We start from the raw sequence: 25,077 nt of genomic DNA on the forward strand, positions 1-25,077 counted from the left end.
CGATTGATTCGGCTTTTTTATTTTTCGTGGGACATTAATTTGCTAGACTGCCGATGCCCAGTAGTTGCGGCCATGAACCAAGTTAAGGAAACCTGAAAATATGAAAACGTGGATTGCTTTGCTCAAAGGTGTCAACGTGGGCGGCAATAATAAGCTGCCGATGGCGCAATTAAGGTTGCTGTTGGAATCGAACGGTTTCCATGAGGTACGAACCTATATTCAAAGCGGAAACGTCATTTTTCGTCATCAGCAATCCGATCGCGTCAACTTGGCGCAATCTATTAGTGAGATTATCGCGGCGCATTTTGGGTTTAAGCCTTCGGTGGTTTTGCTCACTAACGAAGAACTAGCTGCCGCGATTGAGCAGCAGCCATTTTCTGATTTATCGATTGAAAAAGACGCTAAGGTTTTGCACTTTTTCTTTTTTGATGCTGCGCCGACCAATGTCAACCAAGCTCGACTCGCTGCTTCATTACACCAATCGGAACGCTTGCTGGTGGTTGGCAGCGTTGCGTACTTTCATACCCCCAACGGCTTTGGCAAATCTAAGCTAGGCGCGAAAATGGAATCGGTGTTTGGCGCTCCATGCACCGCCCGCAATTGGACGACTGTTGATGCAATCCTGAGATTGGTCGCTGGCGAATCAGCAAATTGAATCCCCTACTCTTCTTCGCTAATGGTCGGGAACGACCAACTGGCATACAGCGTAGGCAGAGTTGTCAGCAGCGACATTAGATAAAAAAGTAAACCTAGCATCGCTTTGATGAGTATTTCGCGCTTCCAATCGGCGTAAGCGCTAAGGCCGATTAAACACCAGATGCCGACGATGGCGACAATACTTATTACGCCGAATGTAAAAAGATGCGCTTTTCGGCCCATCATTCTATCGAGTTCGTCCAGGTTTTCATTGGGTTGCGCCGCTTGTTTGATTGGCCCAAAAATCGGAAAAAATACACTCAAACAAAAACACAGCATCATTCCCGCATAACCAAACCAATATTGATCGGGATAAAAAAGAATAATGCCGAACCCAACCGTTCCCAACGCCAGAGTAACAATCGGTAAGAAACGCATTGCGCGCCGACGTGCTGGACGCTCGCTGAGCTTTGGAATGCCGGTCCACCTAGCAATCTTATCTAAGCGTTCTAACAGAACATTGTTTTCGCTAATCGACATCGTTTTGACTCCCTGCATAGATTCTAGAATTGACTAATTTACGCTTATAGTTCGATCCCGCCACCGCGTTTGTAGATACGGTTGCGAGAATTTAGCCCGAAATAAGCTTGCCTCAATTTTTGCTTTCATCGGCCCGTTTTAATGCGCTGGCGATTGATTCAAACGGCTCCAGCGAAAACAATAACTCAACAGTTACCCCAAAATAGCGTGCAATTTTTAAGGCCAATTCCAAGCTTGGCTGGTAATCGCCGCGCTCTAAATAGCCTACCGTTTGATTGTTCACGCCAATCGCTTCGGCCAGTTCTTTGCGCGATATGCCGCGTTCTGTCCGAAATAGCGCAATTCGATTGTGGATTGCCATTTGTCATCACCAAAACAATAATTTATTGTGTGCTCACAACATTTTGTAATGATATTCAACGAAATAATTAAAATCAACACAAATATCACGATAAGGCAGGAATCGCTGCTAGAACCTTTTGCACAAAAAAACGCCACGAACTAAGCCGTGGCGTTCTTATTTTGCAGTTAATCGGGCGACGTCGCCCTTGGATTGTTTAGCGTTTGGCTTGGGATAAATTCAAACTCATCTTTAAAGCAGAGTGAGCTGCGACCGGGGTTGTATTACTGGCGACCAATTGTGTTTTAGTTGGGCTGACCAAATCGGTCACGATAGACGTGCTGCTTACGCCCATCAAGACAATCAAGCCAGCTAAAACGGTGCTCAAACGTTTGGCTTTCGGCGCGGCGGGAACGTCAATCGGCGCATCTTGTAATACTTGCTGAGCGCGATTAATCCATTCGTTGCCGTCTGCGCGTTGGTTCGATAAACGCTCAAACAATTGGCTCGATAGCTGCTCGGCTTGCTGCATTTTTTCCTGCAAATGACGCTGTTCGGCTAGTTGCTGCTCTTCGGTTTTGCGTGAATAGTGCGCTAGCTTTTGCTCCAATAAGGTTAATACCAACTGCTGTTTCTGCGCGTTCAAGGTGGCTTTTTGTGCTGCTTCTTGTTCAAGTCGGCAGACTTCAGCTTCAAGCTCGACGGCCTTGGCCAGTTGCGCGACTTTTTCGTGTTCGGCATTGATCAACGCTTCTTGCTGCTGCAATTGCTTTTGCAGCAATTCGGTTTGTTGCTGTTCCAATTCGGCGCGATAGGCTTGGCATTGGGCTTGTTGCTGTTCGATGACCATGCGTTGCTGGATGAACTGAAGTTGCTGACTGATCGCGGTGATTTTTGCGATGGTTTCTTGCTGCAACTGTTGTTCTAATTCCAGTTTGCTTTGCTCTAATTCGGCTAAGCGCTGCGCTTCGATTAGGTGACGTTGTTTTTCTTGTTGCGACAAGCGTGCTGCTTCGGCTTGTTGTTTGCTTTGCTCTGCAATAGCCAATTGGGCTGCGTGTTGCCGTTCTAAGGCTTGCTTCATCTCTTGCTCGTCACGCAATTGCTGTTGCGCCAGCAGCGCTTGCTGTTGCTGTAAGCGCGTTTGTTGCGCTAATTCTTTGGCGGTTGCTTCCTCGGCTTGGCGTTGACGGTCTAAGGCAATCGCCGCGGCGCGTTGTTCGCGCAGTTGCTGGGCTTGGGCGCGCTTGATCTTTTCTAGCTCATTGGCCTGCTGGATTGCTAATTGTGCGGCGCGCTCTTGCAGGCGTTGATTAATGCGGGCTAGCTTTTCAATCTGGGTTAAGCGCGCTTGTTGTTCGGCGTAGCGCACTTCCAGCAACTGTTTTGCATCTTGCTCCGCTTTGCTGCGTTGTTGATGCAAGCTGCTGAGTTCTTGTTCCGCGTGCAGGCGCTCTTCCAAGGCTTGGATGGCTTGCTGTTCGGCTTTGATGCGCTCTTGTTGGACTTGCTCGTATTCTTTGTTTTTGGCAATCCGTTCAGCGATCAACGTGCGCGATTCTTGGATTTGTTGCAGGAGCTGATTTTCGGACACGGTTTGCAGCAGGACTTCTTGCTCAGCTTGCTCGGCTTGCTCTTGTTTGGCTTTAAGCAGTTCTTGGACCGCCATACGGCTTTGGGCTAGCTGTTTGGTTTTTTCCAAAATGGCGGCTTTTTGTTGCACAAGCAATTCGGCGGCGGCATGCGCTGCCTGCTCTTCTTGTTGCTGTTGCAGGTGCAAATCGCGCGCCTTTTGTTCTTCGGCTAAACGCTGTTGCAATTGCAGTTGATGCGCTTGTTGTGCTTCTAACTTGGCTTGGTGAGTTTGAATCGCTTGCTGTTCTAAGGCGAAATTGCTTCCTTCTTGGGCTAGCAATTTGGCAGCTAATTCTTGTTTGGTTTTGGCGGCGGCCAACACTTGTTCGCGTAGCGCGGTTTGCGCTTTGGCGTCCTGCAAACGCTGTTCGGTGAGGCGGATCGATTCCTCGATGGCGCGTTGTTTGGCGCCCTCTTCTTCGGACAATTGCTTTAACACGCCGGCTTGTTTTAATTCGGCCGCTTTACGTGCTTCGGTTTGTTGAAATAGCGCTTGCTCGGCCAAGCATTTTTCGTGCATGGCGTTGGCTTGCTGCTGTTCAGCTTCGGCATGTTTTAACTTAAGCTGCGACAAATTCACGCTTTGCTTAGCTTGGTCTAAAGCGGCCATGGCGGCATTGCGTTGGGCTTCGCGCTGGACTTGCAGCTGCGCGACTTGATGCAATCCGGCTTTGGTTTGTGCTTGCTTGGCTAATAAGATTTTTTGCTGTTCTTCGGCCTGCATTTGCAGCAGAATTTTTTGCTCGTGCTCAGTCGCGCTGGTTTGCTGATTAATCTGATGCAATTCCTGCTCTTTCAATATCCGTTCTTGCGTCGCTTGCGCGACTTTTAAGGCGGATTGAGCGCGTTGATGTTCTGCTTGTGCTTTGTTTTTTAATAGCGCTAAGGTGGTTTGCTCTTGTTCGACACGCCGACGTTTGGCGTGCACCACTTCTAAGGCTTGGCGGCTTTTTTCTACTAGGGTAATCGCGGCTTGCTGTTTTAAGCGGCTGTATTCGAGATTTTGCTCTAGGACGATTTTGCCGGCGCGGTATTCAACGGCGTGCAAGGCCTGGGCGGCGAGTGCGGCTTGCTCTTGCATCGCGATGACATCGTTTTGCGCTTTTAAAATCGCCGCTTGCTTTTGTTCTTCCTCAATTAATTGCTGCTTGCTTTGGGTTTGTTGCTCTAGCAGTTCACGCGCAGTTTTCATCGCGATGACGTGCTGACGTTCAACCGCCACCAAATGTTTGGCTTGCTCAGCATGTTGACTTTGGAGTTGGGCGTTTTCTTGTTGCAGCCGCGTGTGTTCGGCCTGCGCCGCTTCGCGTACTTGCTCAGCGAGTTGCTGCTTTAGGGCGGCTTGGGCGGCTTGTTGTTCTAGCTTTAAACGTTGCTCGGCGCTGGCTTTGGCTTGTTGTTCGCTCTCTAACCGCTGATGAATTAGTTTCGCCGCGTCTTGCTCGGTTTGTTCGCGTTGGCGCGCTTGTTCAATCGCCAGCGCTTCTTGTTGTAAGCGTTGTTGCGCGGCTTGCTCGGCTTGCTGTTCTAGCTCGATGTGCTTCCATGCTTGCTCTTGCAGCGCTTTTTCGGTCGCAATACGTTGCTCGGCGACGACTTTGAGTTTCTGCTCAGCTTCATGGCGCGCTTGCGCGGTGGTGGCCGCCATGCTTTCTTTGTATAGCCGTTGCTCGGCGGCTTGTTGCAATTCGTATTCCGCTTTTAAGCGCGCTTCTAAGGCTTCGGTGGCGGCTTTTTCGGTTTCGATGCGGGCGCGGTAAATTTCTTGCTGCTCTTTTAACACGTTGGCATGCGCTTTGGCTTGCTCTAAAGCCCAGATTTCGGTTGTGGTGTTTTCGCGGGTCAGTTGCAATGCAGCGGCTTGGGCTAATTCGCGTTCGGCGCGGACCGATAAATTCTTTTCTTTAGACTCAAGTAAGGCTTCGGCTTTAACTTTGGCGGTCTGTTCTAAATGCTGTTCAGCACGCGCTAGTTCCAATAACTTGGCTTCGGATTGGGTGCGCGCTGCGGCTTCTTGGCGGGTTGATTCTTCGGTTTCTGACAGCAAAACGAACTGCTCACGCGCTTGGGCAGCTTGTTGAATGAACTGTTCGCCAGCTTGTTTAGCACGCTCGCTGAGCGACTTTTCTAATTCGATTTGTTCGGCCGCGCGTTGCTTGGCGAGTTGCTCGGCTTCTAGGCGTTCTTGCGCAGCACGAGTCGCTTTGGCATCCATTTGGACCCGCTCGCTGATGGCTTGCAACTCTTTTTGGGTTGCCGCGATGCGGATTTGCTGCGCTAAACGGGCTTGCTGCTCGGCTTGCAAGCGCGCTTTGGAAATTTGCTTGGCTTCTTCTTCGAGGATTAAAGCTTGTTCGGCTTCGATGGCCGCTTGATTGTCGAATTCGGCCCGATCTTCCGCCGCGGCGCGGGCTCTGGCTTCGGTAAAGGCGCGGTTTTCGGCGGCAACGGTGGCGCGTGCTTCGGCTTCAACGCGGGCAATGGCAGCGCGGATGGACTTTAAATCCATGACGCGATTGTTGTCATCATTAAATCCGTCTAATTCCTCTGCATCTAATGCTGGCATTGATGGCTGTGAATGCGCGGTATCCATAAGCTGCTCCCGTTGATTTGATATTCATCACTGACGTTGATGGCGGTGCATTGCAAAGACAACGTCTCAGGTTGGATTATCAGCATTTCAAGCGGAATTCATTGCCCGAATAGAAGGGGAATTGTGAAGCTTATTTAAAATGAATTTCTGTATGGAAATTTTTTAGTGGGAATATTGACTAACGATTGCGTCGTATTCTTTTGACTTTTTGAGGGCGATTAAGGACTTATTGAAACGCTCTAACGCAGGTTTCATTTGCATCTGTTTGGCAAAAGCTAGGTACAGCCAATCTTCTAAGAGCGGATTGGGAAGTGCCTTAAAGCGGTCTTTGTTGGCTAATAACAGCGGATCAGTCACGACGACTTTTTGGAATGAGCTGGATCCTAAAATCGCCACATCAATGCGCCCTAATAACAGTTTTTTTAGACGTGAGACTTGATTCGTATCGGTTTCGGCAATGATTTTTTTGTTGGCTACAGCGGCATCGAATGCATCCCCAAAGCTTGAGCCTAAGGGAAATCCAACCACTAATCCGTTCAAGTCGGCCAACGTGTTAAAACTAAAACTATTCTCCTTTAGCACCATCAATCGCACCTTGTTTTGATACGTGGGTTCGGAAAAATCGTAGTTTTTGGCGCGTTCGGCGTTCAATGTGAAGCTTACGATGCCGCCCTTCCCTTGAGCCGATTCTGCGATCGCGCGTTTCCAGGGCAGCAGCTTAAAAGTGTATGTGTCGCCAGTATCTTTTGAAATCCTTGCAAACAGGGCCGGAATAACACCAGCGGGTTTGCCGTTATCCAGATAAGTCTGAGGGTCAAACGAGTCGCCCCCGTAAATCACAATATTTTCGGCATGGCAAACCTGACAGAGTAAAATTAGTCCCGCACATAAAATAAGCGTTTTTAATCGATCAGTAAAAAACATCGTTTTCATTCAGATAAGTTTTATTGCGAATAGAAGGCCACCTTTTGCCGCCTTCTAGCTATCAACCTAGCAGAAAAACAGGGACATACAATCAAACAGCCTTGCAGTTCCAGCTGAAACCGGGTTGAAATCATTAGTTTATTAAAGGCTGCCCAGCGGCAATGATAAAGCATTTAGCGCAGAGCAACTTGACGCCCATCAGGTCGATTAGTGGTATCAAACCAGTCAAATACGTTAAACTGCTCCCCCCGAACTCTAAAGCTCTATTTTTAACAGCCCCAACGCCATGAACAAAGAAGAAGCCATCCAGATCGCCAACGAATCCTTGAGATCAAATGCCCTTAATGCTAGCAACACTCAGTTTTCACAAGTGGTGCGCTATGTGGATGATGAGGGCTGGTGGTTGAATATTCCGCTCACCAGTTTTCGCAAAGAATGTCATTTTTTGCTCTGTAGCGAAAAAGCGCGGATTTTTCGGCATTTGATGCTCAAGCCAAACGCGATCTTAAGCCCCGCGACCAAATTCCGCATTAAAGATGGGATTGCTGATGTGTTTATTTCTGCCGCGAATCCAAAACGCTTAGCAGATAAGCTGCCTGGCGGCACAAAATATAGCTTTAATAAACACTTGATTGACGAGCATCGCTATTGAAATAGCTGCGTGTCGTCACTGAATTAACTATCAGCTCGTTTGCTAGCGAGCTGCATTCCGAACACATCGAGCGAATTAAAACTTGGTTTCGTGCAGATAAGCTTTGAATTCTTCCCCCACTTCATGATGCAAAGTGCCCAGCATCATCGACGCTTTCAAATAACCTAATTTGCTACCGCAATCATAGCGAGTCGCAGCAAAACGATAAGCTAAATAAGGGTGATCTTTAAGCATGGCTGCGATGGCATCGGTGAGTTGGATTTCGCCGCCTGAACCTTTGCCGATTTTTTCGAGGTACGAGAAAATTTTCCCGTCTAAGACATAGCGACCGACAACCGCCAATGTGGATGGTGCTTGATCTGGTGATGGTTTTTCGACGATGCCAGACATACGTTCTAAGCGATCTTTGTATGGCACGCCGCTAACGATGCCGTATTGTTTGGTTTGCTCTCTCGGTACGTCCTGCACTGCGACTAAACTAGCTTGCTCTTGCTCGAACAGTTTGACCATTTGCTCGGTGGTATTGGTTTGTCCTGCTTCAGCCAACATGAAATCGTCGGCCAGCAACACAGCGAATGGCTCATCACCAACCACTGGCTTGGCGCATAAAACGGCATGTCCTAAACCAAGCGCTGCGGGTTGGCGGATGTAAATGCAGGTGACCGATTTTGGAATGACGTTGCGCACTAAATCAAGCAGCGCGGTTTTGTTCGACGCTTCTAATTCGGTTTCTAATTCGTAGGCGGTATCAAAATGATCTTCAATCGCGCGCTTGTTGCGGCCAGTGATAAAGATTAATTCGGTAATGCCAGCGGCAACGGCTTCTTCGACCGCATATTGAATCAACGGCTTATCGACAAGCGTGAGCATTTCTTTCGGTTGGGCTTTGGTTGCGGGCAAAAACCGACTACCCAAACCGGCTACTGGAAATACTGCTTTGGTGATTTTTTTCATCTAGCTTTCTCGCTATCGGATTTATATGTCAATGTTAGTTTTGCTGTGGCGCTTGGTCTGACAACATGGCCAGCAATTCGGCTTCAGAAATAATCAATACGCCTAACTCTTGCGCCTTCACCAATTTGCTGCCGGCCTCGTCACCCGCTAACACCATGCTGGTTTTTTTCGAGACAGAACTTTGCACCTTGCCGCCAGCTTGTTCTATCAAGGCACTGGCTTGTTCGCGGCTTAGCGTTGGCAGGGTTCCGGTTAATACGACAGTTTTACCGCTAAGTATTAAACCATTATGACCGCTTTCCTCTGCTTGCGGCCAACTCACGCCAGCCGCCAGTAATTGCTCCACGACTTCGCGATTGAGTGGATCGGAGAAAAATTGCCGAATTGACTTGGCGACCACCGGGCCGACTTCGTTCACCGCCAGCAATTGTTCTTCGCTCGCGTCGATAATAGCGTGGATGTCGCCAAAACTGCGGGCTAAATCTTTGGCAGTCGTTTCGCCCACATGACGAATACCGAGCGCGTAAATAAAGCGAGCCAGTGTAGTTTTCTTTGAGGCTTCAATCGCTGCAATGACATTGTTGGCCGATTTTTCCGCCATGCGCTCCAGCGTTACCAAGCTCATAAAGCCTAATTTATACAGATCAGCGGCGGTGGTAATCACGTTTTTATCGACTAATTGATCCAGCAATTGCTCGCCTAAGCCGTCGATATTCATGGCTTTGCGTGACGCGAAATGCCACAAGCCGCCTTTTCGTTGGGCTGAACATTTAATCCAGCCAGCGCCACAGCGCGCAATGGCTTCGTCTTCTAGCTTGACGATGGGTGAACCGCATTGTGGGCAGTTGCTTGGCATTTCAAAGCGTTTGGCGTTAGCTGGGCGTTGTGCAGGTACCGATGCGACGACTTCAGGGATCACATCGCCAGCGCGGCGCACGATCACCACATCGCCTATCCACACATCTTTACGCCGAATTTCATCTTCATTGTGCAGCGTTGCGTTGGTAACAATCACGCCGCCCACTTGAACCGGCGCAAGGCGCGCCACCGGCGTAATTGCCCCAGTTCGACCTACTTGCACTTCAATATCCAATACCGTCGTGAGTTGTTCTTGGGCGGGGAATTTATGCGCGATGGCAAACCGTGGAGCGCGTGAAACAAAGCCTAATTGTTGCTGCTGTGCGAACGAATTGACCTTGTACACCACGCCATCAATTTCATAGGGGAGTTGGTCGCGTTTTTGTTCGATCGAATGGTAGAAATCGAGCAAGCCTTGGGCTGACGTTGCCCTGCCCTGCTCTTTGCAAACTGGGATACCGATTTGGCTGTACCAAGCCAGTAAATCACTGTGTGTTTGCAGAGTTTGCAATGTGGTTTGCGCGTCGGAGGGCACAAATTGCGCTAAACCGTAAGCAAAAAAGCGCAAATGGCGCTGCGCTGTGATCTTGGCATCCAACTGGCGCAAACTCCCTGCCGCGGCATTTCTTGGGTTGGCGAATTCTTTCAACTCTTGGCGTCGCTGGCGCTCATTCAATTTGATGAAATCCGCTTTAAACATTAAGACTTCGCCGCGCACTTCGAGGATGTGCGGAATGTTATCGCCGATGAGTCGCAGCGGAATGGCGCGAATGGTGCGAATGTTTTCGGTCACATCCTCGCCCACGCTGCCATCGCCGCGCGTTGCCGCTTGAATCAATAAACCGTCTTGATACAGCAAGCTGATTGCCAAGCCATCAAATTTGAGATCGGCTACGTAGTCAATGTCAGGAGTGCGCCCAATCTCGGAAGCTAAACCTTCTTCGGCCCGACGCACAAACGCTTCGACATCAGCATCTTCAAAACCATTATTGAGCGACAGCATCGGCACGGCGTGTTGAATTTGCTTGAAGGCTGCCAAGGCCGCACCACCGACGCGCAATGTTGGTGAATCTGGCGTGGCAAGGTGAGGATATTGCTTCTCAAGCGCCTGTAATTGTTTGAACACCCGATCGTATTCCGCATCCGGAACGCTGGGTGCATCTAAGACGTAATACTCGTGATTGTATTGATTTAATTGTTGGCGATAGTGTTGCGCCACTTGTGCGGGATCGCTCGCAGGCGGTGTGTCGCCCGCATCAAATAAATCATTTTGCATGGGATAGTTCGGAGAATTTCTAGAATCGGTTTAAATAAAATTGCCCTGTTACGTCATTCACAGCTAAGAACATCGTTGCGACGCAAATGCCACCTAACAGAGCAATGTGGTGCAACGATGACTAACTAAATATCCGCACGGCTCGGCTGGAGCCAGCAGGAATATCCGCGGCCTGCATAGCGCTATAAAACAGCTCAACTTGTTCGTAAATTTGATCTATCGTCGCGTCGTCTAATTCAGAATTGCTATCATCAACAACCGCACCGCCCAAGCGCAGCGCAAGGTTTTTAGCGCACGAAATCATCGCTTTAAAGCCGCCACGCGCAGGCGCTACACAAGGCACATCCAATAACAATGTAATGCGCGAAGTAGTTTGTTCGGTAATTCCTGCATTGGTTGATAAGGTGTATAAGGCCCCACCTTCGCCGTCCAACATGGCTAAGCGGCCGTCTGGACGCACATCAAAACCTTGCTTTTCAAGCGCTGCTAACAGCGTTGCAATCGCCCACGGAGCGCCTTTGCTTTGCACGTTGACGCTTAACTGCGCGTCATGTTCGGTGACGAAAATGTGCAAATCGCGTCCCGCGTCCATGACATGCTTCATGTCGGGAATATCGGGATAGGCATTCAAATTATCGGCAATTTGTTTAACTCGCGTGACCAGTTCTGAATATTCCAACTCATTCAACGGTCCGCTACGGCTAACCAACTGCGCGCCGGCAATGACCTGGCTATACATCACGCCGTGAGTAATCATTTCGCGCTTACCGTCCTCATTTATGCCGATGAAATGCACCGGTTTATTGCCGATGCGGCGGAACGATTGGATTTCACTCAAAATTTTATCGCCGCGAATTGGGCTATCAAATTCCATCGGAATAATGCAATCGATAAAATCATCGACCGGCAAATCCATTTCAACGGGAGCTGGAGCTGAAAACACGTTTTGCTCAAGGTCTGGTGACACCGATTGATGCGTATTGCCAGCATGAATTGAGGCTGGATGCGCCGGCGCTTGTTCGTCTAAAACGGGTTCGCGCTTGAGCGGCGCGCTTGAAGGGTCCGATGCCGAGCCAGGCTTCATCAACACGTCATCTTGGTTGCTGCCAAAGGCGCGTTCAACGTTTTTCTTGGCGCGATATTCTTGCCAAAAATTATAAATAACGACGCCCAAAATAACGGCCCCACCAGCGCCCCATAAAGTCAAATTTAAATCTGTCATGCTGCTTGAACCTCTGTAGCAAAGTTGACTGCGGATTCCATATCAACGGCAACAATACGCGACACGCCCTGTTCTTGCATCGTCACGCCGATCAATTGCTGCGCCATTTCCATCGCAATTTTATTATGAGAAATAAACAAGAATTGAGTATTGGCCGACATTTTCTTGACCATATTGCAGAAGCGCTCGGTGTTTGAATCGTCCAGCGGCGCATCAACCTCATCTAATAAGCAGAACGGCGCAGGGTTGAGTTGGAACATCGAGAACACTAAGGCGGTCGCGGTTAATGCCTTTTCACCACCCGAGAGCAAGTGAATCGTGGCATTTTTCTTGCCCGGTGGTTGCGCCATCACTTGAACACCAGAATCTAAAATCTCATCGCCCGTCATCACCAATTTCGCTTGCCCGCCGCCAAATAAGATCGGGAACAATTCGGCGAAATGCAGGTTGACCTTATCAAACGTGTCTTGCAATAAGTCGCGAGTTTCCATGTCGATTTTGTGAATCGCATCTTGCAAAGTTTGAATCGCTTCCGTTAGATCAGCGTGCTGCGCGTCTAAGAATTGTTTACGTTCGGTCGCTTGCGTCAGTTCATCCAACGCCGCCAAGTTGACCGCGCCTAAAGCGATTACTGCGTTACCTAAACGGGTGACTTCGCCTTGCAAATACGAGGCTTTTAAATCTGGAGTTAATTTTTCTGACAACGCCGCTAATTGATCGGCGTCCATCCCAACGTCGGTCAAGGCTTGCGCATATTGTTCTTGATTTAACCGTGCCGCTTGCTCTTTCAATTGCAATTCCATAATGCGATCGCGCTGTGGTTGCAGATTGCGTTCGGCTTGATTTTTAGCGTCTTCGTGCGTCCGCAATTGTTGTGTGAGTTGATCTAATTCATGCCGTGCATCGGACAACGCGCGCTCTTGTTGACTTCGCTTATCGAGTAACTCTTGCAGACCTTCTTGTACCGACTCGTCTTCCATATTTTCGAGTTCCAACATGCCTTGTTGCATGGATTCGAAAACTTGGGCGGCTTGCGTATTGGCGGTGCTAATGGTGCGCTTGAGTTCTTCAACGGTTTGGTAATGTGTGCGCTCGGCAAACGCCGCTTGTTGCGCTGCTAATTCCAAGTCACGCAACTTCGTGCGCGCCAAGTTCAGTTGCTGCTCTTGCTCCAAATGCGTGGTTTGCCAATCTTCAAATTGCTCTTGCTCTTGAGCTAAACCAATGTCGAGCTCTTCAAACTTTTGCTCCGATTCGGCTTTGAGTTGCTGCTGTTCTTGCTCTTGCGCTTTGATCTCAGCTAAATCAGTCTCAATCTGCACACTGCGTTGATTAAAGCGCGATTGAATCTCGGTCAGCTTCATGACTTCAATCTGCAAGGTGTGGACTTGTTGCGTCAAGCCTTGCACCGTGCCGCGCAATTCTTGCAAGCGCGACGTTGCTTGGGTGTAAGCGGCTTCGGCGCGAATCGCATTGGCGCGTGCTTGTTCTGCTAATAGTTGTTGCGCCCGAGTTTGCTTTTGTAAATGTTCGATCTCTTGCGCGCGCGCCAGCATGCCATCTTGTTCCGCGTCGGAAGCATAAAAACGCACGCTGGACGCTGAAATCAAATGACCTTGTTTGGTCACGAAACAACCGCCCGCTGGCAGTTTGGCGCGTTCCATGAGTGCGCTGGCGGCGTCTTCGGCGATATAAACGTGTTGCAACCAATCTTGTAAAACGGCGCGCAAATTAGAGTCATTTAGCTGCAACAAGGACATCAATGTCGGGTAATTCGCCTCTGTTACCGATGGGTTGCCCACCGCATTAGCCGAATAAAACGCTAATTTTGCCGGTGGCGCGTCACCAAAAAATGCTTTAGCCCAATCCAGATTAGAGACTTCTAATGCTTGCGTGCGCTCGCGTAAAACGGCTTCTAACGCTGTTTCCCAACCATCTTTAATGTGCAGCTTTTGCCATAAACGTGGCAAATTGGTGAGTTCATGTTTAGCTAACCAAGGCTGAACTTTGCCTTCACTTTGTACGCTGGCTTGCAACTGGGTCAGCGCGGCTAAACGGGCTTCTAGCTGCGCGTTGGCGGACGATTCCGTCTGCACTTGTTGCTGCGCTGCTTGGCGCGCTTGGTCTAGCTCAGGGTGACGCTGTTGGATTTCATCGAGCTGCTGCTGCGCTTGCTCCAAATCCATGCGCTTTTCTTCTAATTGCTCGGAGAGATTGGTCAAGTGTGTTTGATCGGGCAGTTGCAAACCGCTTTTTTCTTGCTGCAAACGTTCGCGCCGCAGTACTAAACCGTTCAACACATTATTGGCGTTGCGTTGTTGCGCGGATTCCAATTCAATTTGCTGCTGCATTTGCATGATCTTGGCGCGCCAATCAGCGGTTTTTTGCTGGCCAGTGCGCCATTTCTCTTCTTGCTCGGGCAATTGCTGGGCATGTTGCTCGGCCGCTTGTTTGGCTTCTTCAGAACGCGCCGCTAATTCTTCGATCTCGATTTCCGCTTCTGCTAATTCGTTTTGCTTGTCTTGCTCTTGGCGTTGCCATTGTTCACGTTGCACTTTTAAGGTGTTCAATTGCATTTGCAAGCGGCTGCGCGAATCGACCACGAACCGGATTTGGGCTTCTAAACTGCCAATTTCCGAATTGGTCTGATAAAGATGGCCTTGCGCCTGGTGCATTTTATCGCCCACGCTGTAATGCGCTTGGCGGAGTTGCTCTAATTCCAGCTCGACGTGACGCAGCTTGGCGGTGTTTTCTTCTAGATCGGTTTGTGCTTGCTCGATATCTCTGAAGAATTTCTCTTGCTCGGTTCCAGCTTCTTTTTGCTTTAACAGCCAGAGCAGTTTCTGTTTTTCTTCCTGATCAGATTGCAACGAGCGGAATTTATTGGCGACAATCGCTTGCGCTTCGAGTTTCTCTAAATTGACGTTGAGTTCGCGCAAAATGTCTTCCACGCGGACTAAATTTTCATTGGTGCTGTGAATTCGATTCTCGGTTTCACGGCGGCGTTCTTTGTAGCGCGATACGCCAGCAGCTTCCTCCAAGAAAATCCGTAATTCTTCCGGACGCGCTTCGATAATGCGCGAAATCATGCCTTGACCAATAATCGCGTAAGCGCGCGGTCCTAAGCCGGTACCGAGAAAAATATCTTGAATGTCGCGTCGTCTAACTGCCTGATTATTAATGTAATAGGTCGAGGTGCCGTCACGCGTTAAGGTGCGCTTGACGGAAATTTCGGCATACTGGCCCCATTGCCCTGCGGCCTTGCCCAAACTGTTATCAAACACCAATTCAACCGAAGCACGTCCTGCTGGCTTGCGGTTCGTTGAACCATTAAAAATCACGTCTTGCATCGATTCGCCGCGCAATTCGGAGGCTTTGGATTCACCTAGAACCCAACGCACCGCATCGATAATGTTTGATTTACCGCACCCATTCGGCCCGACAACACCAACTAATTGGCCTGGCACGTGGAAATGAGAAAGTTCAACAAAGGATTTGAATCCAGATAATTTAATGGAGGTTAAGCGCACAATGAATGTAATTAAATGTTATTTGAGTATTGTTAGGCTATTTTGGCAGCAATATGAACATGTTTTAATGGTGCAAACCAAGGTCTGTCTTCCCAAGCCCCGCATATAATAGCATCGGATTTTTTACTTTTAGAATTTTTATGACAACCCGTTGTCCTTAGGTGGCAACAAAAACAATGGTGTTGCACCTAACGCGGCAAGCTTTGTGACATATAAGTTAATGCATTAACAGGCGACTTGGTTTATATTACCGCTCTACAATTTAATGCCGCATTTGATTCTTTCTTAGACGACGGCTCTTTTGCTCTAAGCGCAACAAAATTAAGGTTTTCATGAAAAAAATAGCAATTACTGGTTTGATCGTTACTTCAATCGCCTTAGTTTCATGCGGCGGCAGCGTTAATACCATCCCAGCTGGAACAGTCATTCCAGGCAGTCTTCAAAATTACCTCAATACGCCCACCTACGTTACCGGCACGGAAGAGTTGGCGGCGTTTAACGCAATTAATACGTTCCGATTTGGCATGGGCCTCGGTTACTGGCAGCAAAACGTATTGCTTGATCAAACAGCTGCTGCACACATGGCGTATTCGAAGGCCAATGATCCAACGTTCCAACAAGATCTAGAAACCTCGGGCGCAACTGGCTTTACAGGAATTACTCCAAGCGCTCGCGCAATCGCTCAGGGTTACTACTATTTAACCAATACTGTTACCGCAACAAATGTTCCTACCGCATCGGTTGGCGAGTTTTACGCTGTTGGCACCGGAGCGAGTGCTGTGAGTTCAATGGTCAACACGATTTATCACCGCGGCGGATTAATGGCGCAAGGGACGGTGCAAATGGGCTTGGCGCGCGATACGGCAGGTGCAGCAACGGCCAATACGCATTGGTGGCTAAATCATGGTCGATTGACTAGCGCTCAAAGCGTGGCTTCTAACTATTTCGCACAATATCCAAGCGACGGCGCTGTGAGCGTGCCGTTATCCATGTCCTTAGAGACGCCCTCGGTATATACCAGCTACACGACAGCGGCACAATTTGCTGCCAACACCAGTTCACCGGTTAGCGTTCATACTTCGGCAAGCACCAATTTAACCGTCACGTCATTTACCGTATCGGTTGCAGGTTCCTCTACACCGTTGCCTGGCAAGGTTTGGACCATGGCAAACGACCCTAATTTGAACACCAATAATTATTCAACCGCGACATTAAATTTAACAACGCCGCCGACACCAACGCCAACCATTCCAGCCTACGAAGCTTATTGGGTTGGAACTCAACCGTTCTTGCCAAATACAACCTATACAGCAACATTTACGGGTTCGACTTTTTTGGTGACCTATGGCTTGACCAATACCATTACCAAAACGTGGAACTTCACTACCGGCAGTCACTAGTTTCGCGTTCAATAATGTAGTCGTCGTTTGAGCTTGAACTATGCCAGAGTAATCTCTGGCATTTTATTTTGCGCCGAGGCTGCGCGAACATTTATCAAATTTGGGCGAATCAGTCATTTTTAACTTTACCGCTTACGATCATCGTGAATCCTTTATTAAGTCAATTGCAGCCCTATCCCTTTGAAAAGTTAAAACAACTCTTTAATGGCGTTACCCCGCCTGCACATTTAGCGCCGATAAGTTTAGGCATAGGCGAACCGAAACATGACACGCCCGAGTTCATTAAGCAGGCGATCACGGCTAATTTATCGGGATTGGCAAATTATCCGAGCACCTTGGGTTCGGATGCTTTGCGCGGCGCGATCGCCGATTGGATTGCGCGCCGCTATCAACTCCCAAGACCGAATCCAGCAACGCAAATTTTGCCCGTGAATGGTTCGCGTGAAGCGCTATTCGCCTTTGCTCAAACGGTAATCAATACCCAAGCGACTTCCTCTGCGTTGATTATGTGCCCGAATCCGTTTTACCAAATTTACGAAGGCGCGGCCTATTTGTCCGGCGCGCAGCCGTATTTTGTGAATGCTGATCCAGCCAGAAATTACTCGCCTGATTACGCCAATGTTCCTGCTGACGTGTGGGAGCGCGTGCAACTGCTGTTTGTGTGCTCGCCCGGTAATCCTACCGGCGCGGTGTTGACGTTAGCCGATTGGCAGCAATTGTTTGAGCTGTCCGATCGTTATGGTTTTGTGATTGCTGCCGACGAATGTTATTCCGAGATTTATTTCGGCGAACAAGCACCGCTAGGGGCATTGGAAGCGGCGCACCGATTGGGCCGCACTTCGTATGCGCGCTTGCTTAGCTTTTCCAGCTTGTCGAAACGGTCTAACGCCCCCGGAATGCGCTCAGGTTTTGTCGCGGGAGACGCTGAACTGATTAAGCAATTTTTGCTATATCGCACGTATCACGGCAGCGCGATGAGTCCCGTTATTCAAGCTGCGTCGGCGTTGGCTTGGCAAGATGAGCAACACGTGATTCAAAATCGCGCCTTGTACAAAGCAAAATTCAATCAAATTACTCCGTTGTTGCAAGAGGTGCTGGACGTCCAATTACCGGATGCGGGATTTTACCTCTGGGCTAAAGTGGATAAATTAGCGCCAATTTCTGATACCGAATACGCCAAGCAACTCTATGCCGAATATAATGTGACGGTTTTGCCGGGCAGTTATTTGGCGCGCGACGCACACGGCATTAATCCTGGCCAACAGCGCATCCGAATGGCATTGGTTGCCTCGGTGGATGAATGTTTAGAAGCGGCGAATCGAATCGTTGCATTCACCAAAAAACTAGCGCGCTAGTTTTGCCAATGTCGCCAATATTTCCGAATTGTCTTAGCCGATTAGCAGTTCTTCTTTTTACTTTTATTAAAGCAAACCATGACTCAACAATTACAGCAAATCATTGATCAAGCTTGGGAAGACCGAGCCAGTTTTTCACCTAAATCCGCGCCCACTGAGTTGCGCCAAGCGGTTGCTGAAGTGCTAGCACAACTCGACAATGGCAGCCTGCGCGTGGCAGAAAAATTAGCGGGTGCTGGTAACTGGCAAGTTAATCAATGGGTAAAAAAAGCCGTCTTGCTGTCGTTCCGCCTAGAAGACAATATTGTGATGCCATCGGGTGAGCACATGCAGTTTTTCGACAAAGTGCCGACCAAGTTCGCTAATTACACTGCCGAAGATTTTGCTAAAGGTGGCTTCCGCGTGGTTCCTCCAGCGGTAGCGCGTCGCGGTAGCTTTATTGCTAAGAATGTTGTTTTAATGCCGTCCTACGTCAATATCGGTGCGTATGTGGATGAAGGTGCCATGGTTGATACTTGGGCAACGGTCGGTTCGTGCGCACAAATCGGTAAAAACGTACATTTATCGGGCGGCGTTGGTATCGGTGGCGTGTTGGAGCCGATGCAAGCTAATCCGACGATTATCGAAGACAACTGCTTTATCGGCGCTCGTTCTGAGATCGTTGAAGGCGTGATCGTCGAGGAGAATTCGGTCATTTCTATGGGCGTCTACATCGGCCAATCGACCAAAATCTATGACCGCGCGACGGGCGAAGTCACTTATGGTCGCGTTCCAAGCGGCTCAGTCGTGGTTTCGGGTAATTTGCCGAGTTCAGATGGCAAGTACAGCTTGTATTGCGCGGTGATTGTGAAGCGCGTCGATGCACAAACTCGCTCAAAAACCAGCATAAATGAATTATTGCGTGGAGTTTAAGGCCCAGTTTGGTTTACTATCCTGAAATAAATATTTATTTGTATCAATAAATTTATTGTAGATTCGTCGTTAGGTAAATTTAAGCGCTAAACGATTGATTTTTATGTGAATTAATATAAAAGCAGGAACGGGAAGGAAATATCATGGCAATGGACCGTCTTTTTGAGTTGATGAGAGAAAAGCAAGCTTCGGACATGTTTTTCGCGATCAACTCGCCGATACATCTGAAAATCAATGGCAATTTGCTCCCCATTAATAACCAAAAAATGGATCAAGCCAATATTCTTGCCTTGTTATCCGAAGTAGTGTCTGCCGAAGATATGGAAAAGCTGCAGCGCGAAAACGAGTTAAATCTCGGTATTGGTGCTTCCGGTATTGGGCGTTTCCGTTTGTCGGCGTTTAGGCAGCGCGGCACCATTTCTGCGGTATTCCGTTTCGTTCCTGGTCACATTCCGGCACTAAATGCCCTGCGTCTGCCCAGCGTGTTGGGCGACTTGATTATGGAAAAGCGTGGATTGATTTTATTGGTCGGTTCCACCGGTTCGGGTAAATCGACCACCATCGCTTCCATGCTCGACCATCGTAATACGCTGCGCACTGGTCATATTCTGACCATTGAAGATCCAATTGAATATCTATTCCGTAGCAAGAAATCCATCGTCAACCAACGTGAAATTGGAACTGACTCGGAAAGTCTAGAAGTCGCTCTGCGCAATTCCTTGCGCCAAGCACCGGATTGTATTTTGATCGGCGAAATTCGGGATGAATCCACGATGGCGTCAGCGATGTCGTATGCGCAATCGGGCCATCTGGTTTTGGCGACCTTGCATGCCAATAACAGTTATCAAGCTTTGAACCGTATCATTAGCTTTTTCCCTTCCGAACACCGCACCGCGCTGCTGCTGGATTTAGCGTCGTCTATCCGCGCTGTGGTTTCCCAGCGCTTGGTCAAAGCTATCGACGGCGGCCGCTATCCTGCGGTGGAAGTGTTGCTCAATACGCGCTACGTTGCCGATTTGATCGCCGCTGGTGATATGTCCGAAATCAAAGAAGCGATCGACAAGAGCTTGTCGCCAGGTTCACAAACCTTTGAGCGCGCTTTAATGCAGTTGATAAATGATGGTTTGATCACGCAAGAAGAAGGTTTGGCCAATGCCGATTCCGCCAACAACTTGTTGTGGCTGCTCAATAACGAGCAAGGATCGAACACCGCCGCTGACCCAGAACCACCAAAAGTAGAGGAAGCGTCCTTTACTGAATTCACCTTGAACATGTAAGCAATGAGTATTACTTTGTATGGAATACCGAACTGCGATCAGGTAAAAAAAGCCCGCACTTGGTTAGCCGATAATTCGGTTGAGTTTGAGTTTGTTGATTACAAAAAGGCTGGTATTTCGCCAGCCATCATCAATCATTGGCTAACCAATCAAGCGACCGATTGGCAAACGTTATTAAACCGCCGCGGCACTACTTGGCGTAAATTGTCCGAAGCCGATCAAGCCCAAGTCGTTGATCAAGCCAGTGCCGTTGCCGCCATGGTGCAATCACCATCCTTGATTAAACGGCCAGTGTTGGTCATTGAGCAGTCCAAAAAACTCGACGTTGTGGTTGGTTTTTTAGAAGATAAATATCAGTCGCTCTTTGCTTAATTTGTCCACGGCGCTTGAGCGCAAATAACTACCCTGCTGCTAGCAGCAATTCCCCTACTCCCACCCTCCTTTTTGAACGACATATGAGCAAGACACTGAAGCTGACTGAGCAATTGATTACCCTTGAATCTGTAACGCCAACCGATTTTGGCTGTCAAAAATTAATGGTCGATCTATTGACTCCCCTCGGCTTTACCTGCGAAACCATTCAATCCGGCAATGTCACCAATTTATGGGCCCGTAAAGGTAGCGCGCAGCCTCTGATTGTGTTTGCGGGTCATACCGACGTCGTGCCAACAGGCCCGGTCGAGAAATGGAATTCCGCCCCGTTTATCCCAACAATTCGTGACGGCAAATTATATGGGCGCGGCGCAGCCGATATGAAAAGCTCAATTGCTGCGATGTTGGTCGCTGTTGAAGAATTCGTGCAACAGCATGCCGACCATCCTGGTTCAATTGGTTTTTTAATTACCAGCGATGAAGAAGGTCCAGCCATTGATGGCACGGTTGTGGTGTGCAATTTATTGAAGAATCGTGGCGAGCAATTAGATTACTGCGTGGTTGGTGAGCCAACCTCGTCCCAACAGTTTGGCGACACGATTAAGAACGGTCGTCGCGGCTCCCTAACCGGCAAGTTGGTCGTGCACGGCGTTCAGGGTCATATCGCTTATCCGCAATTAGCCAGCAATCCCATCCATCTCGCCGCCCCAGCCATTACCGCATTAACGAACGAAGTGTGGGATCAGGCCAATGAATATTATTTGCCGACCTCGTTCCAGATTTCTAATGTGCATTCCGGCACGGGTGCATCGAACGTTATTCCGGGCGACATCACGATAGATTTTAATTTCCGTTTCTCTACCGCCAGTTCAGCCCAAAGTTTGCAAGAGCGCGTGCATGCCATTTTGGATAAACATGGATTGAATTATGACTTGGCATGGACAATCGGCGGACAGCCGTTTTTGACGCCTAAAGGCACATTGAGCGATGCGTTATCGAAAGCAATTTTGTCGGAAACTGGAATCCAAACTGAACTCTCAACCACCGGTGGAACGTCGGACGGTCGCTTCATCGCGCAAATCTGTCCGCAGGTGATTGAGTTCGGCCCAATTAACGCCAGTATTCATAAAATCGACGAACACATCGCCATCAGCGAAATTGAGCCGCTCAAGAATGTGTATCGCAAAACCTTAGAAAATATTTTGCTGTAAATCGACTAGTACAACCTTAATCACATCAACACAACGCCATCTGATTTAACGCAACAACAGATGGCGTCTCTTTTAAAGAAGTTCACCATGTCACATTCCACCTTGAGCAACCATCCCTTCGTTACCGTGCGCGATTTACTGCGCTATGCCGTTAGTCACTTTAACGCGGCGAAATTATTTTTCGGACATGGCAGCGCGAATGCGGTGGATGAGGCGGCCTACTTAATTTTGCATACGCTGCATTTGCCGCTCGATAATTTAGAGTTGTATTTGGAAGCCAAATTATTACCAACCGAAATCGCTGCCGTGATTAATGTGATTGAGCGCAGAACCAATGATCGCGTGCCCGCGGCTTATATTACCAATCAAGCGTGGTTAGGAACCTATGAGTTTTATGTGGACGAACGCGTCATTGTGCCCCGCTCATTTATTGCCGAATTGATTCCCTCGCATTTTTCACCTTGGGTGACGGATCCTGATGATGTCACCGATATTTTAGAACTTTGCACCGGTTCGGGATGTTTGCCTATCATGTTGGCCGATGCATTCCCCAATGCCCATGTGCACACCGCCGATATTTCTGCCGATGCGTTAGCAGTGGCCAAGCGCAACGTGGATACTTACCAATTGCAAGATCGGATTACGTTGCACCAATCGGATCTATATACCATTGTGCCGAACAAAAAATACCAGTTGATCATTTCTAATCCACCTTATGTGAATAGCGCGTCGATGGGGAAATTGCCGCCAGAATATTTGCATGAACCGCAAATCGCCTTGGGCGGTGGCACCGACGGAATGGACTTAGTCCGAACCATTATTGCTGGAGCCAAAGAACGCCTGACGCCCGATGGAATTTTGATGGTTGAAATCGGCAATGAACGCGCCTACGCCGAAGCGGCTTTTCCGGAATTAGAATTTACATGGGTCTCCACTTCAGCCGGTGACGACATGGTGTTTTTGCTGACCGCAGATCAACTTCCTTGATGCCTCGCACGATAAATTTTTACCTTTTTACTTAACTTAACTTGACTCAAGCCAGTCACACCCGAATGCCTAAATAATGATACGTTTTCAACAGCTTTACCTCATGCGCGGTACCAAACCACTTTTCGAAGGTGTCGACTTAACGCTTAATCCACGCGAAAAAATTGGTTTAATCGGCTCCAACGGCGCTGGCAAATCCAGTCTATTTGCCATGCTGCGCAATGAGATTCATTCGGATCAAGGCAGCTTAGACTTTCCGGCCCAATGGCAAGTCGCTTACGTGGCGCAAGAAACCCCACCACTAGAACGCAGCGCAATTGATTATGCGATTGATGGCGATACCCGATTGCGTAAATTAGAAGCGCGACTAGCAGAACTCGAAAGCCAAGAAGCTACTGACGAAAACGGAAATGCGATTGCCGAGGTTTATATCGCGTTGGCAGATGCCGATGCGTACACCGTGCAATCACGGGCGGAGCAATTATTGCTGGGCCTTGGTTTCACCATGGCGCAAATGACGCAATCGGTGGCCAGCTTCTCAGGCGGCTGGCGCATGCGTTTGAATTTGGCGCAAGCGTTGATGTGCCCATCTGATTTATTGCTGCTCGATGAACCGACCAACCATTTGGATTTAGATGCGATTATTTGGCTCGAAGAATGGCTTAAACGTTACGCTGGAACCTTGGTCATTATTTCCCATGATCGCGATTTCTTGGATGGTGTGGTCAATGTGATTGTGCATATCGACGAGCGCAAATTAAAACGTTATGGCGGCAATTATTCTAGCTTCGAACGTCAACGTTTGGCGCAATTGGAATTGGCGCAAGGCATGATCGAGAAACAAAATCGCCAGCGTGCTCACTTGCAATCCTTTATTGATCGCTTCAAAGCCAAGGCCAGCAAAGCGAAACAGGCTCAAAGCCGTGTTAAAGCTTTGGCCCGCATGGACGAATTGGCTCCGTTGCGTGCAGCGGCCGAATTCTCGTTTGAATTCAAAGAACCATTAAACGCGCCTAATCCGCTCTTAGTGATGGAAGATGTTAGCGCTGGTTATTATTTGGATGAATACGATAAAAGCCAAACCAAAATCATCGTTGATAACATTAATTTCTCGCTGCAAATCGGCCAACGGATTGGCTTGTTGGGCGTCAACGGTGCGGGTAAATCTACCTTAATCAAAACTATTGCAGGCGAATTAAATCCGGTCAATGGCGTATCCCATTTAGGCAAAGGCTTAACCATCGGTTACTTCGCCCAGCATCAAGTTGAAATGTTGCGCCACGACGAATCGCCGCTCTGGCACATGGTCAAAATCGCGCCGACTGTGCGCGAACAAGAGCTGCGTAATTTCTTGGGTAGTTTCAACTTCCCCGGCAACATGGTCACCTCACCCATCAAACCATTTTCGGGCGGAGAAAAAGCACGTTTGGCCTTAGCCTTAATCGTCTGGCAGCGCCCTAACCTGTTGCTGCTCGATGAACCGACCAACCATCTGGATTTAGAAACGCGCGAAGCCTTAACCGATGCCTTGGCGCAGTTTGAAGGCACTGTCGTATTGGTATCGCATGATCGTCACTTGTTACGTGCCACCACCGACCAATTCATCATCGTAGCCGATGGCGAACTCAAGCCGTTTGATGGCGATTTGGACGATTACAAAGATTGGCTACTGCAAAACAAATTAGCCACCGCTGAAGCGTCCAAGAACGCGCTGGCAGCCAAAGTGGAAGTTAAAGCAGAACCAGTTGCTGAAACGAAGCCAGCTAAACCGACCACTTTGAATCCGACGCAAAAGAAAGCGTTAGAAACCAAAATCCAACGTCTGGACGGCGAGATCGAGCAATTCAATGCCGAGTTGGCTGAAATTGCGAGCAAATTAGCCGATAGCGATATTTATGACGATAAGCGCAAACATCAGTTGAAGACTCTGCTAGCAAGTCAGACTAAATTGCAAGGTCGTTTAGAAGTAGCGGAAGCCGAATGGCTCAGCCTGAATGAACAACTCGAAGCGTAGCCGTTGATAAAATGACAGCCAAAGGCTAACTCAACAATGTTGCACAAGCTGTTGAGTTAGTTTTTATTGGGATAGGTCCCACCTGCTTGGTTGATTTGGCGGCGCAAGGCTTGCCGTTCTTCTTTCGTGAGTTGCTTTTTGGGGTGCTGAACCGACGCGGCAACGGAACTGGCTCCTGCTTGGCCGACAGCATTTTTATCGTCTTTACCGTTATTCTCTGCGCGCGCAGCCATTTTGACTGGCTTAGGCGCGGCATGCTCAACCGGGCCAGCCAATTTTCCACCCCGACCGCGGCCTTCTCCTGCATTGGCAAAAGAAGCGATCGTGAGCGCAATAAACAGCAAGTTAAGGCGAACCGTATTGATCATGATTGAATAGTGGTTTTAATT

The 25,077-nt window shown here is 48.8% G+C and carries 19 protein-coding genes; 10 read left to right on the plus strand and 9 right to left on the minus strand.

Features of this window, described 5'->3' with window-relative positions; translation table 11 throughout:
- Window positions 1-100: 100 nt before the first annotated feature.
- A complete protein-coding gene (locus E2I14_RS03565; RefSeq protein ID WP_133325454.1) occupies window positions 101-655 on the plus strand; it encodes a DUF1697 domain-containing protein in 555 nt (184 codons plus the stop codon).
- Window positions 656-660: 5 nt separating this feature from the next.
- On the opposite strand, the gene E2I14_RS03570 is transcribed toward E2I14_RS03565, so the two are convergent.
- The 4 genes from E2I14_RS03570 to E2I14_RS03585 all read right to left on the minus strand — a co-directional run bounded on the left by E2I14_RS03570 (window position 661) and on the right by E2I14_RS03585 (window position 6,668).
- Window positions 661-1,176 carry a hypothetical protein gene (locus tag E2I14_RS03570; protein WP_133325456.1) on the minus strand — a complete coding sequence of 172 codons (516 nt, stop codon included), beginning with the start codon at window positions 1,174-1,176 and terminating at the stop codon, window positions 661-663.
- A gap of 112 nt (window positions 1,177-1,288) precedes the next feature.
- A complete protein-coding gene (locus tag E2I14_RS03575) occupies window positions 1,289-1,537 on the minus strand; it encodes a helix-turn-helix transcriptional regulator (RefSeq protein WP_133325458.1) in 249 nt (82 codons plus the stop codon).
- A gap of 196 nt (window positions 1,538-1,733) precedes the next feature.
- A complete protein-coding gene (locus tag E2I14_RS03580) occupies window positions 1,734-5,744 on the minus strand; it encodes a hypothetical protein (protein ID WP_133325460.1) in 4,011 nt (1,336 codons plus the stop codon).
- Between the two features lie 162 nt (window positions 5,745-5,906).
- On the minus strand, window positions 5,907-6,668 hold the full coding sequence (locus tag E2I14_RS03585; protein WP_165967738.1) for a substrate-binding periplasmic protein: 762 nt from the start codon (window positions 6,666-6,668) through the stop codon (window positions 5,907-5,909).
- Between the two features lie 286 nt (window positions 6,669-6,954).
- Here E2I14_RS03585 and E2I14_RS03590 point away from each other — a divergent pair, with 286 nt between their 5' ends.
- Window positions 6,955-7,320, plus strand: coding sequence for a hypothetical protein (locus E2I14_RS03590; RefSeq protein ID WP_133325464.1), 366 nt, complete (start codon window positions 6,955-6,957; stop codon window positions 7,318-7,320).
- A gap of 75 nt (window positions 7,321-7,395) precedes the next feature.
- Here E2I14_RS03590 and galU read toward each other — a convergent pair whose 3' ends face one another.
- The 4 genes from galU to smc form a co-directional block, all read right to left on the minus strand.
- Window positions 7,396-8,274 carry a UTP--glucose-1-phosphate uridylyltransferase GalU gene (gene galU, locus E2I14_RS03595; protein ID WP_133325466.1) on the minus strand — a complete coding sequence of 293 codons (879 nt, stop codon included), beginning with the start codon at window positions 8,272-8,274 and terminating at the stop codon, window positions 7,396-7,398.
- A gap of 34 nt (window positions 8,275-8,308) precedes the next feature.
- Complete coding sequence (gene ligA, locus E2I14_RS03600) at window positions 8,309-10,408, minus strand: NAD-dependent DNA ligase LigA (RefSeq protein ID WP_133325468.1); 2,100 nt, start codon at window positions 10,406-10,408, stop codon at window positions 8,309-8,311.
- A gap of 121 nt (window positions 10,409-10,529) precedes the next feature.
- Window positions 10,530-11,630 (minus strand): cell division protein ZipA C-terminal FtsZ-binding domain-containing protein, encoded by a 1,101-nt coding sequence (locus E2I14_RS03605; protein WP_133325470.1) that lies wholly within the window; start codon window positions 11,628-11,630, stop codon window positions 10,530-10,532.
- Window positions 11,627-15,160, minus strand: coding sequence for a chromosome segregation protein SMC (gene smc, locus E2I14_RS03610; protein ID WP_133325472.1), 3,534 nt, complete (start codon window positions 15,158-15,160; stop codon window positions 11,627-11,629). The genes E2I14_RS03605 and smc overlap by 4 nt, the downstream gene beginning before the upstream one ends.
- Window positions 15,161-15,492: 332 nt before the next feature.
- On the opposite strand from smc, the gene E2I14_RS03615 reads away from it, so the two are divergent.
- The 8 genes from E2I14_RS03615 (at window position 15,493) to E2I14_RS03650 (ending at window position 24,688) form a co-directional block, all read left to right on the plus strand.
- The gene (locus E2I14_RS03615) at window positions 15,493-16,560 is read left to right on the plus strand and encodes a hypothetical protein (RefSeq protein ID WP_133325474.1); all 1,068 of its coding nucleotides are present in this window, start codon (window positions 15,493-15,495) and stop codon (window positions 16,558-16,560) included.
- Window positions 16,561-16,703: 143 nt separating this feature from the next.
- Window positions 16,704-17,915: a succinyldiaminopimelate transaminase gene (gene dapC / locus E2I14_RS03620; RefSeq protein ID WP_133325475.1), complete on the plus strand. Its 1,212-nt coding sequence runs from the start codon at window positions 16,704-16,706 to the stop codon at window positions 17,913-17,915.
- A 78-nt stretch (window positions 17,916-17,993) separates the two neighbouring features.
- Entirely contained in the window at window positions 17,994-18,827 is an 834-nt protein-coding gene (gene dapD, locus E2I14_RS03625) for a 2,3,4,5-tetrahydropyridine-2,6-dicarboxylate N-succinyltransferase (protein ID WP_133325477.1), read from the plus strand.
- A gap of 143 nt (window positions 18,828-18,970) precedes the next feature.
- Window positions 18,971-20,104: a PilT/PilU family type 4a pilus ATPase gene (locus E2I14_RS03630; RefSeq protein ID WP_133325479.1), complete on the plus strand. Its 1,134-nt coding sequence runs from the start codon at window positions 18,971-18,973 to the stop codon at window positions 20,102-20,104.
- A 3-nt stretch (window positions 20,105-20,107) separates the two neighbouring features.
- Window positions 20,108-20,476 carry an ArsC family reductase gene (locus E2I14_RS03635; protein ID WP_133325481.1) on the plus strand — a complete coding sequence of 123 codons (369 nt, stop codon included), beginning with the start codon at window positions 20,108-20,110 and terminating at the stop codon, window positions 20,474-20,476.
- 83 nt (window positions 20,477-20,559) lie between these two features.
- Window positions 20,560-21,687: a succinyl-diaminopimelate desuccinylase gene (dapE, locus tag E2I14_RS03640; protein ID WP_133325483.1), complete on the plus strand. Its 1,128-nt coding sequence runs from the start codon at window positions 20,560-20,562 to the stop codon at window positions 21,685-21,687.
- Between the two features lie 87 nt (window positions 21,688-21,774).
- On the plus strand, window positions 21,775-22,674 hold the full coding sequence (gene prmB, locus E2I14_RS03645; protein ID WP_406675695.1) for a 50S ribosomal protein L3 N(5)-glutamine methyltransferase: 900 nt from the start codon (window positions 21,775-21,777) through the stop codon (window positions 22,672-22,674).
- Window positions 22,675-22,750: 76 nt separating this feature from the next.
- Window positions 22,751-24,688, plus strand: a complete 1,938-nt coding sequence (locus E2I14_RS03650; RefSeq protein WP_133325485.1) for an ATP-binding cassette domain-containing protein — start codon at window positions 22,751-22,753, stop codon at window positions 24,686-24,688.
- A 56-nt stretch (window positions 24,689-24,744) separates the two neighbouring features.
- On the opposite strand, the gene E2I14_RS03655 is transcribed toward E2I14_RS03650, so the two are convergent.
- On the minus strand, window positions 24,745-25,056 hold the full coding sequence (locus E2I14_RS03655; RefSeq protein WP_133325487.1) for a hypothetical protein: 312 nt from the start codon (window positions 25,054-25,056) through the stop codon (window positions 24,745-24,747).
- Window positions 25,057-25,077: the final 21 nt, after the last annotated feature.

It is taken from the genome of Sapientia aquatica, from assembly GCF_004358105.1.
Taxonomy (GTDB): domain Bacteria; phylum Pseudomonadota; class Gammaproteobacteria; order Burkholderiales; family Burkholderiaceae_D; genus Solimicrobium; species Solimicrobium aquaticum.

What these genes read in the sequence shown, in the direction of transcription:
- E2I14_RS03565 (WP_133325454.1), top strand. Translation starts at nt 101, where the DNA reads ATGAAAACGTGGATTGCTTTGCTCAAAGGTGTCAACGTGGGCGGCAAT.
- E2I14_RS03570 (WP_133325456.1), bottom strand. Translation starts at nt 1,176, where the DNA reads ATGTCGATTAGCGAAAACAATGTTCTGTTAGAACGCTTAGATAAGATT.
- E2I14_RS03575 (WP_133325458.1), bottom strand. Translation starts at nt 1,537, where the DNA reads ATGGCAATCCACAATCGAATTGCGCTATTTCGGACAGAACGCGGCATA.
- E2I14_RS03580 (WP_133325460.1), bottom strand. Translation starts at nt 5,744, where the DNA reads ATGGATACCGCGCATTCACAGCCATCAATGCCAGCATTAGATGCAGAG.
- E2I14_RS03585 (WP_165967738.1), bottom strand. Translation starts at nt 6,668, where the DNA reads ATGTTTTTTACTGATCGATTAAAAACGCTTATTTTATGTGCGGGACTA.
- E2I14_RS03590 (WP_133325464.1), top strand. Translation starts at nt 6,955, where the DNA reads ATGAACAAAGAAGAAGCCATCCAGATCGCCAACGAATCCTTGAGATCA.
- galU (WP_133325466.1), bottom strand. Translation starts at nt 8,274, where the DNA reads ATGAAAAAAATCACCAAAGCAGTATTTCCAGTAGCCGGTTTGGGTAGT.
- ligA (WP_133325468.1), bottom strand. Translation starts at nt 10,408, where the DNA reads ATGCAAAATGATTTATTTGATGCGGGCGACACACCGCCTGCGAGCGAT.
- E2I14_RS03605 (WP_133325470.1), bottom strand. Translation starts at nt 11,630, where the DNA reads ATGACAGATTTAAATTTGACTTTATGGGGCGCTGGTGGGGCCGTTATT.
- E2I14_RS03615 (WP_133325474.1), top strand. Translation starts at nt 15,493, where the DNA reads ATGAAAAAAATAGCAATTACTGGTTTGATCGTTACTTCAATCGCCTTA.
- dapD (WP_133325477.1), top strand. Translation starts at nt 17,994, where the DNA reads ATGACTCAACAATTACAGCAAATCATTGATCAAGCTTGGGAAGACCGA.
- E2I14_RS03630 (WP_133325479.1), top strand. Translation starts at nt 18,971, where the DNA reads ATGGCAATGGACCGTCTTTTTGAGTTGATGAGAGAAAAGCAAGCTTCG.
- E2I14_RS03635 (WP_133325481.1), top strand. Translation starts at nt 20,108, where the DNA reads ATGAGTATTACTTTGTATGGAATACCGAACTGCGATCAGGTAAAAAAA.
- dapE (WP_133325483.1), top strand. Translation starts at nt 20,560, where the DNA reads ATGAGCAAGACACTGAAGCTGACTGAGCAATTGATTACCCTTGAATCT.
- prmB (WP_406675695.1), top strand. Translation starts at nt 21,775, where the DNA reads ATGTCACATTCCACCTTGAGCAACCATCCCTTCGTTACCGTGCGCGAT.
- E2I14_RS03650 (WP_133325485.1), top strand. Translation starts at nt 22,751, where the DNA reads ATGATACGTTTTCAACAGCTTTACCTCATGCGCGGTACCAAACCACTT.
- E2I14_RS03655 (WP_133325487.1), bottom strand. Translation starts at nt 25,056, where the DNA reads ATGATCAATACGGTTCGCCTTAACTTGCTGTTTATTGCGCTCACGATC.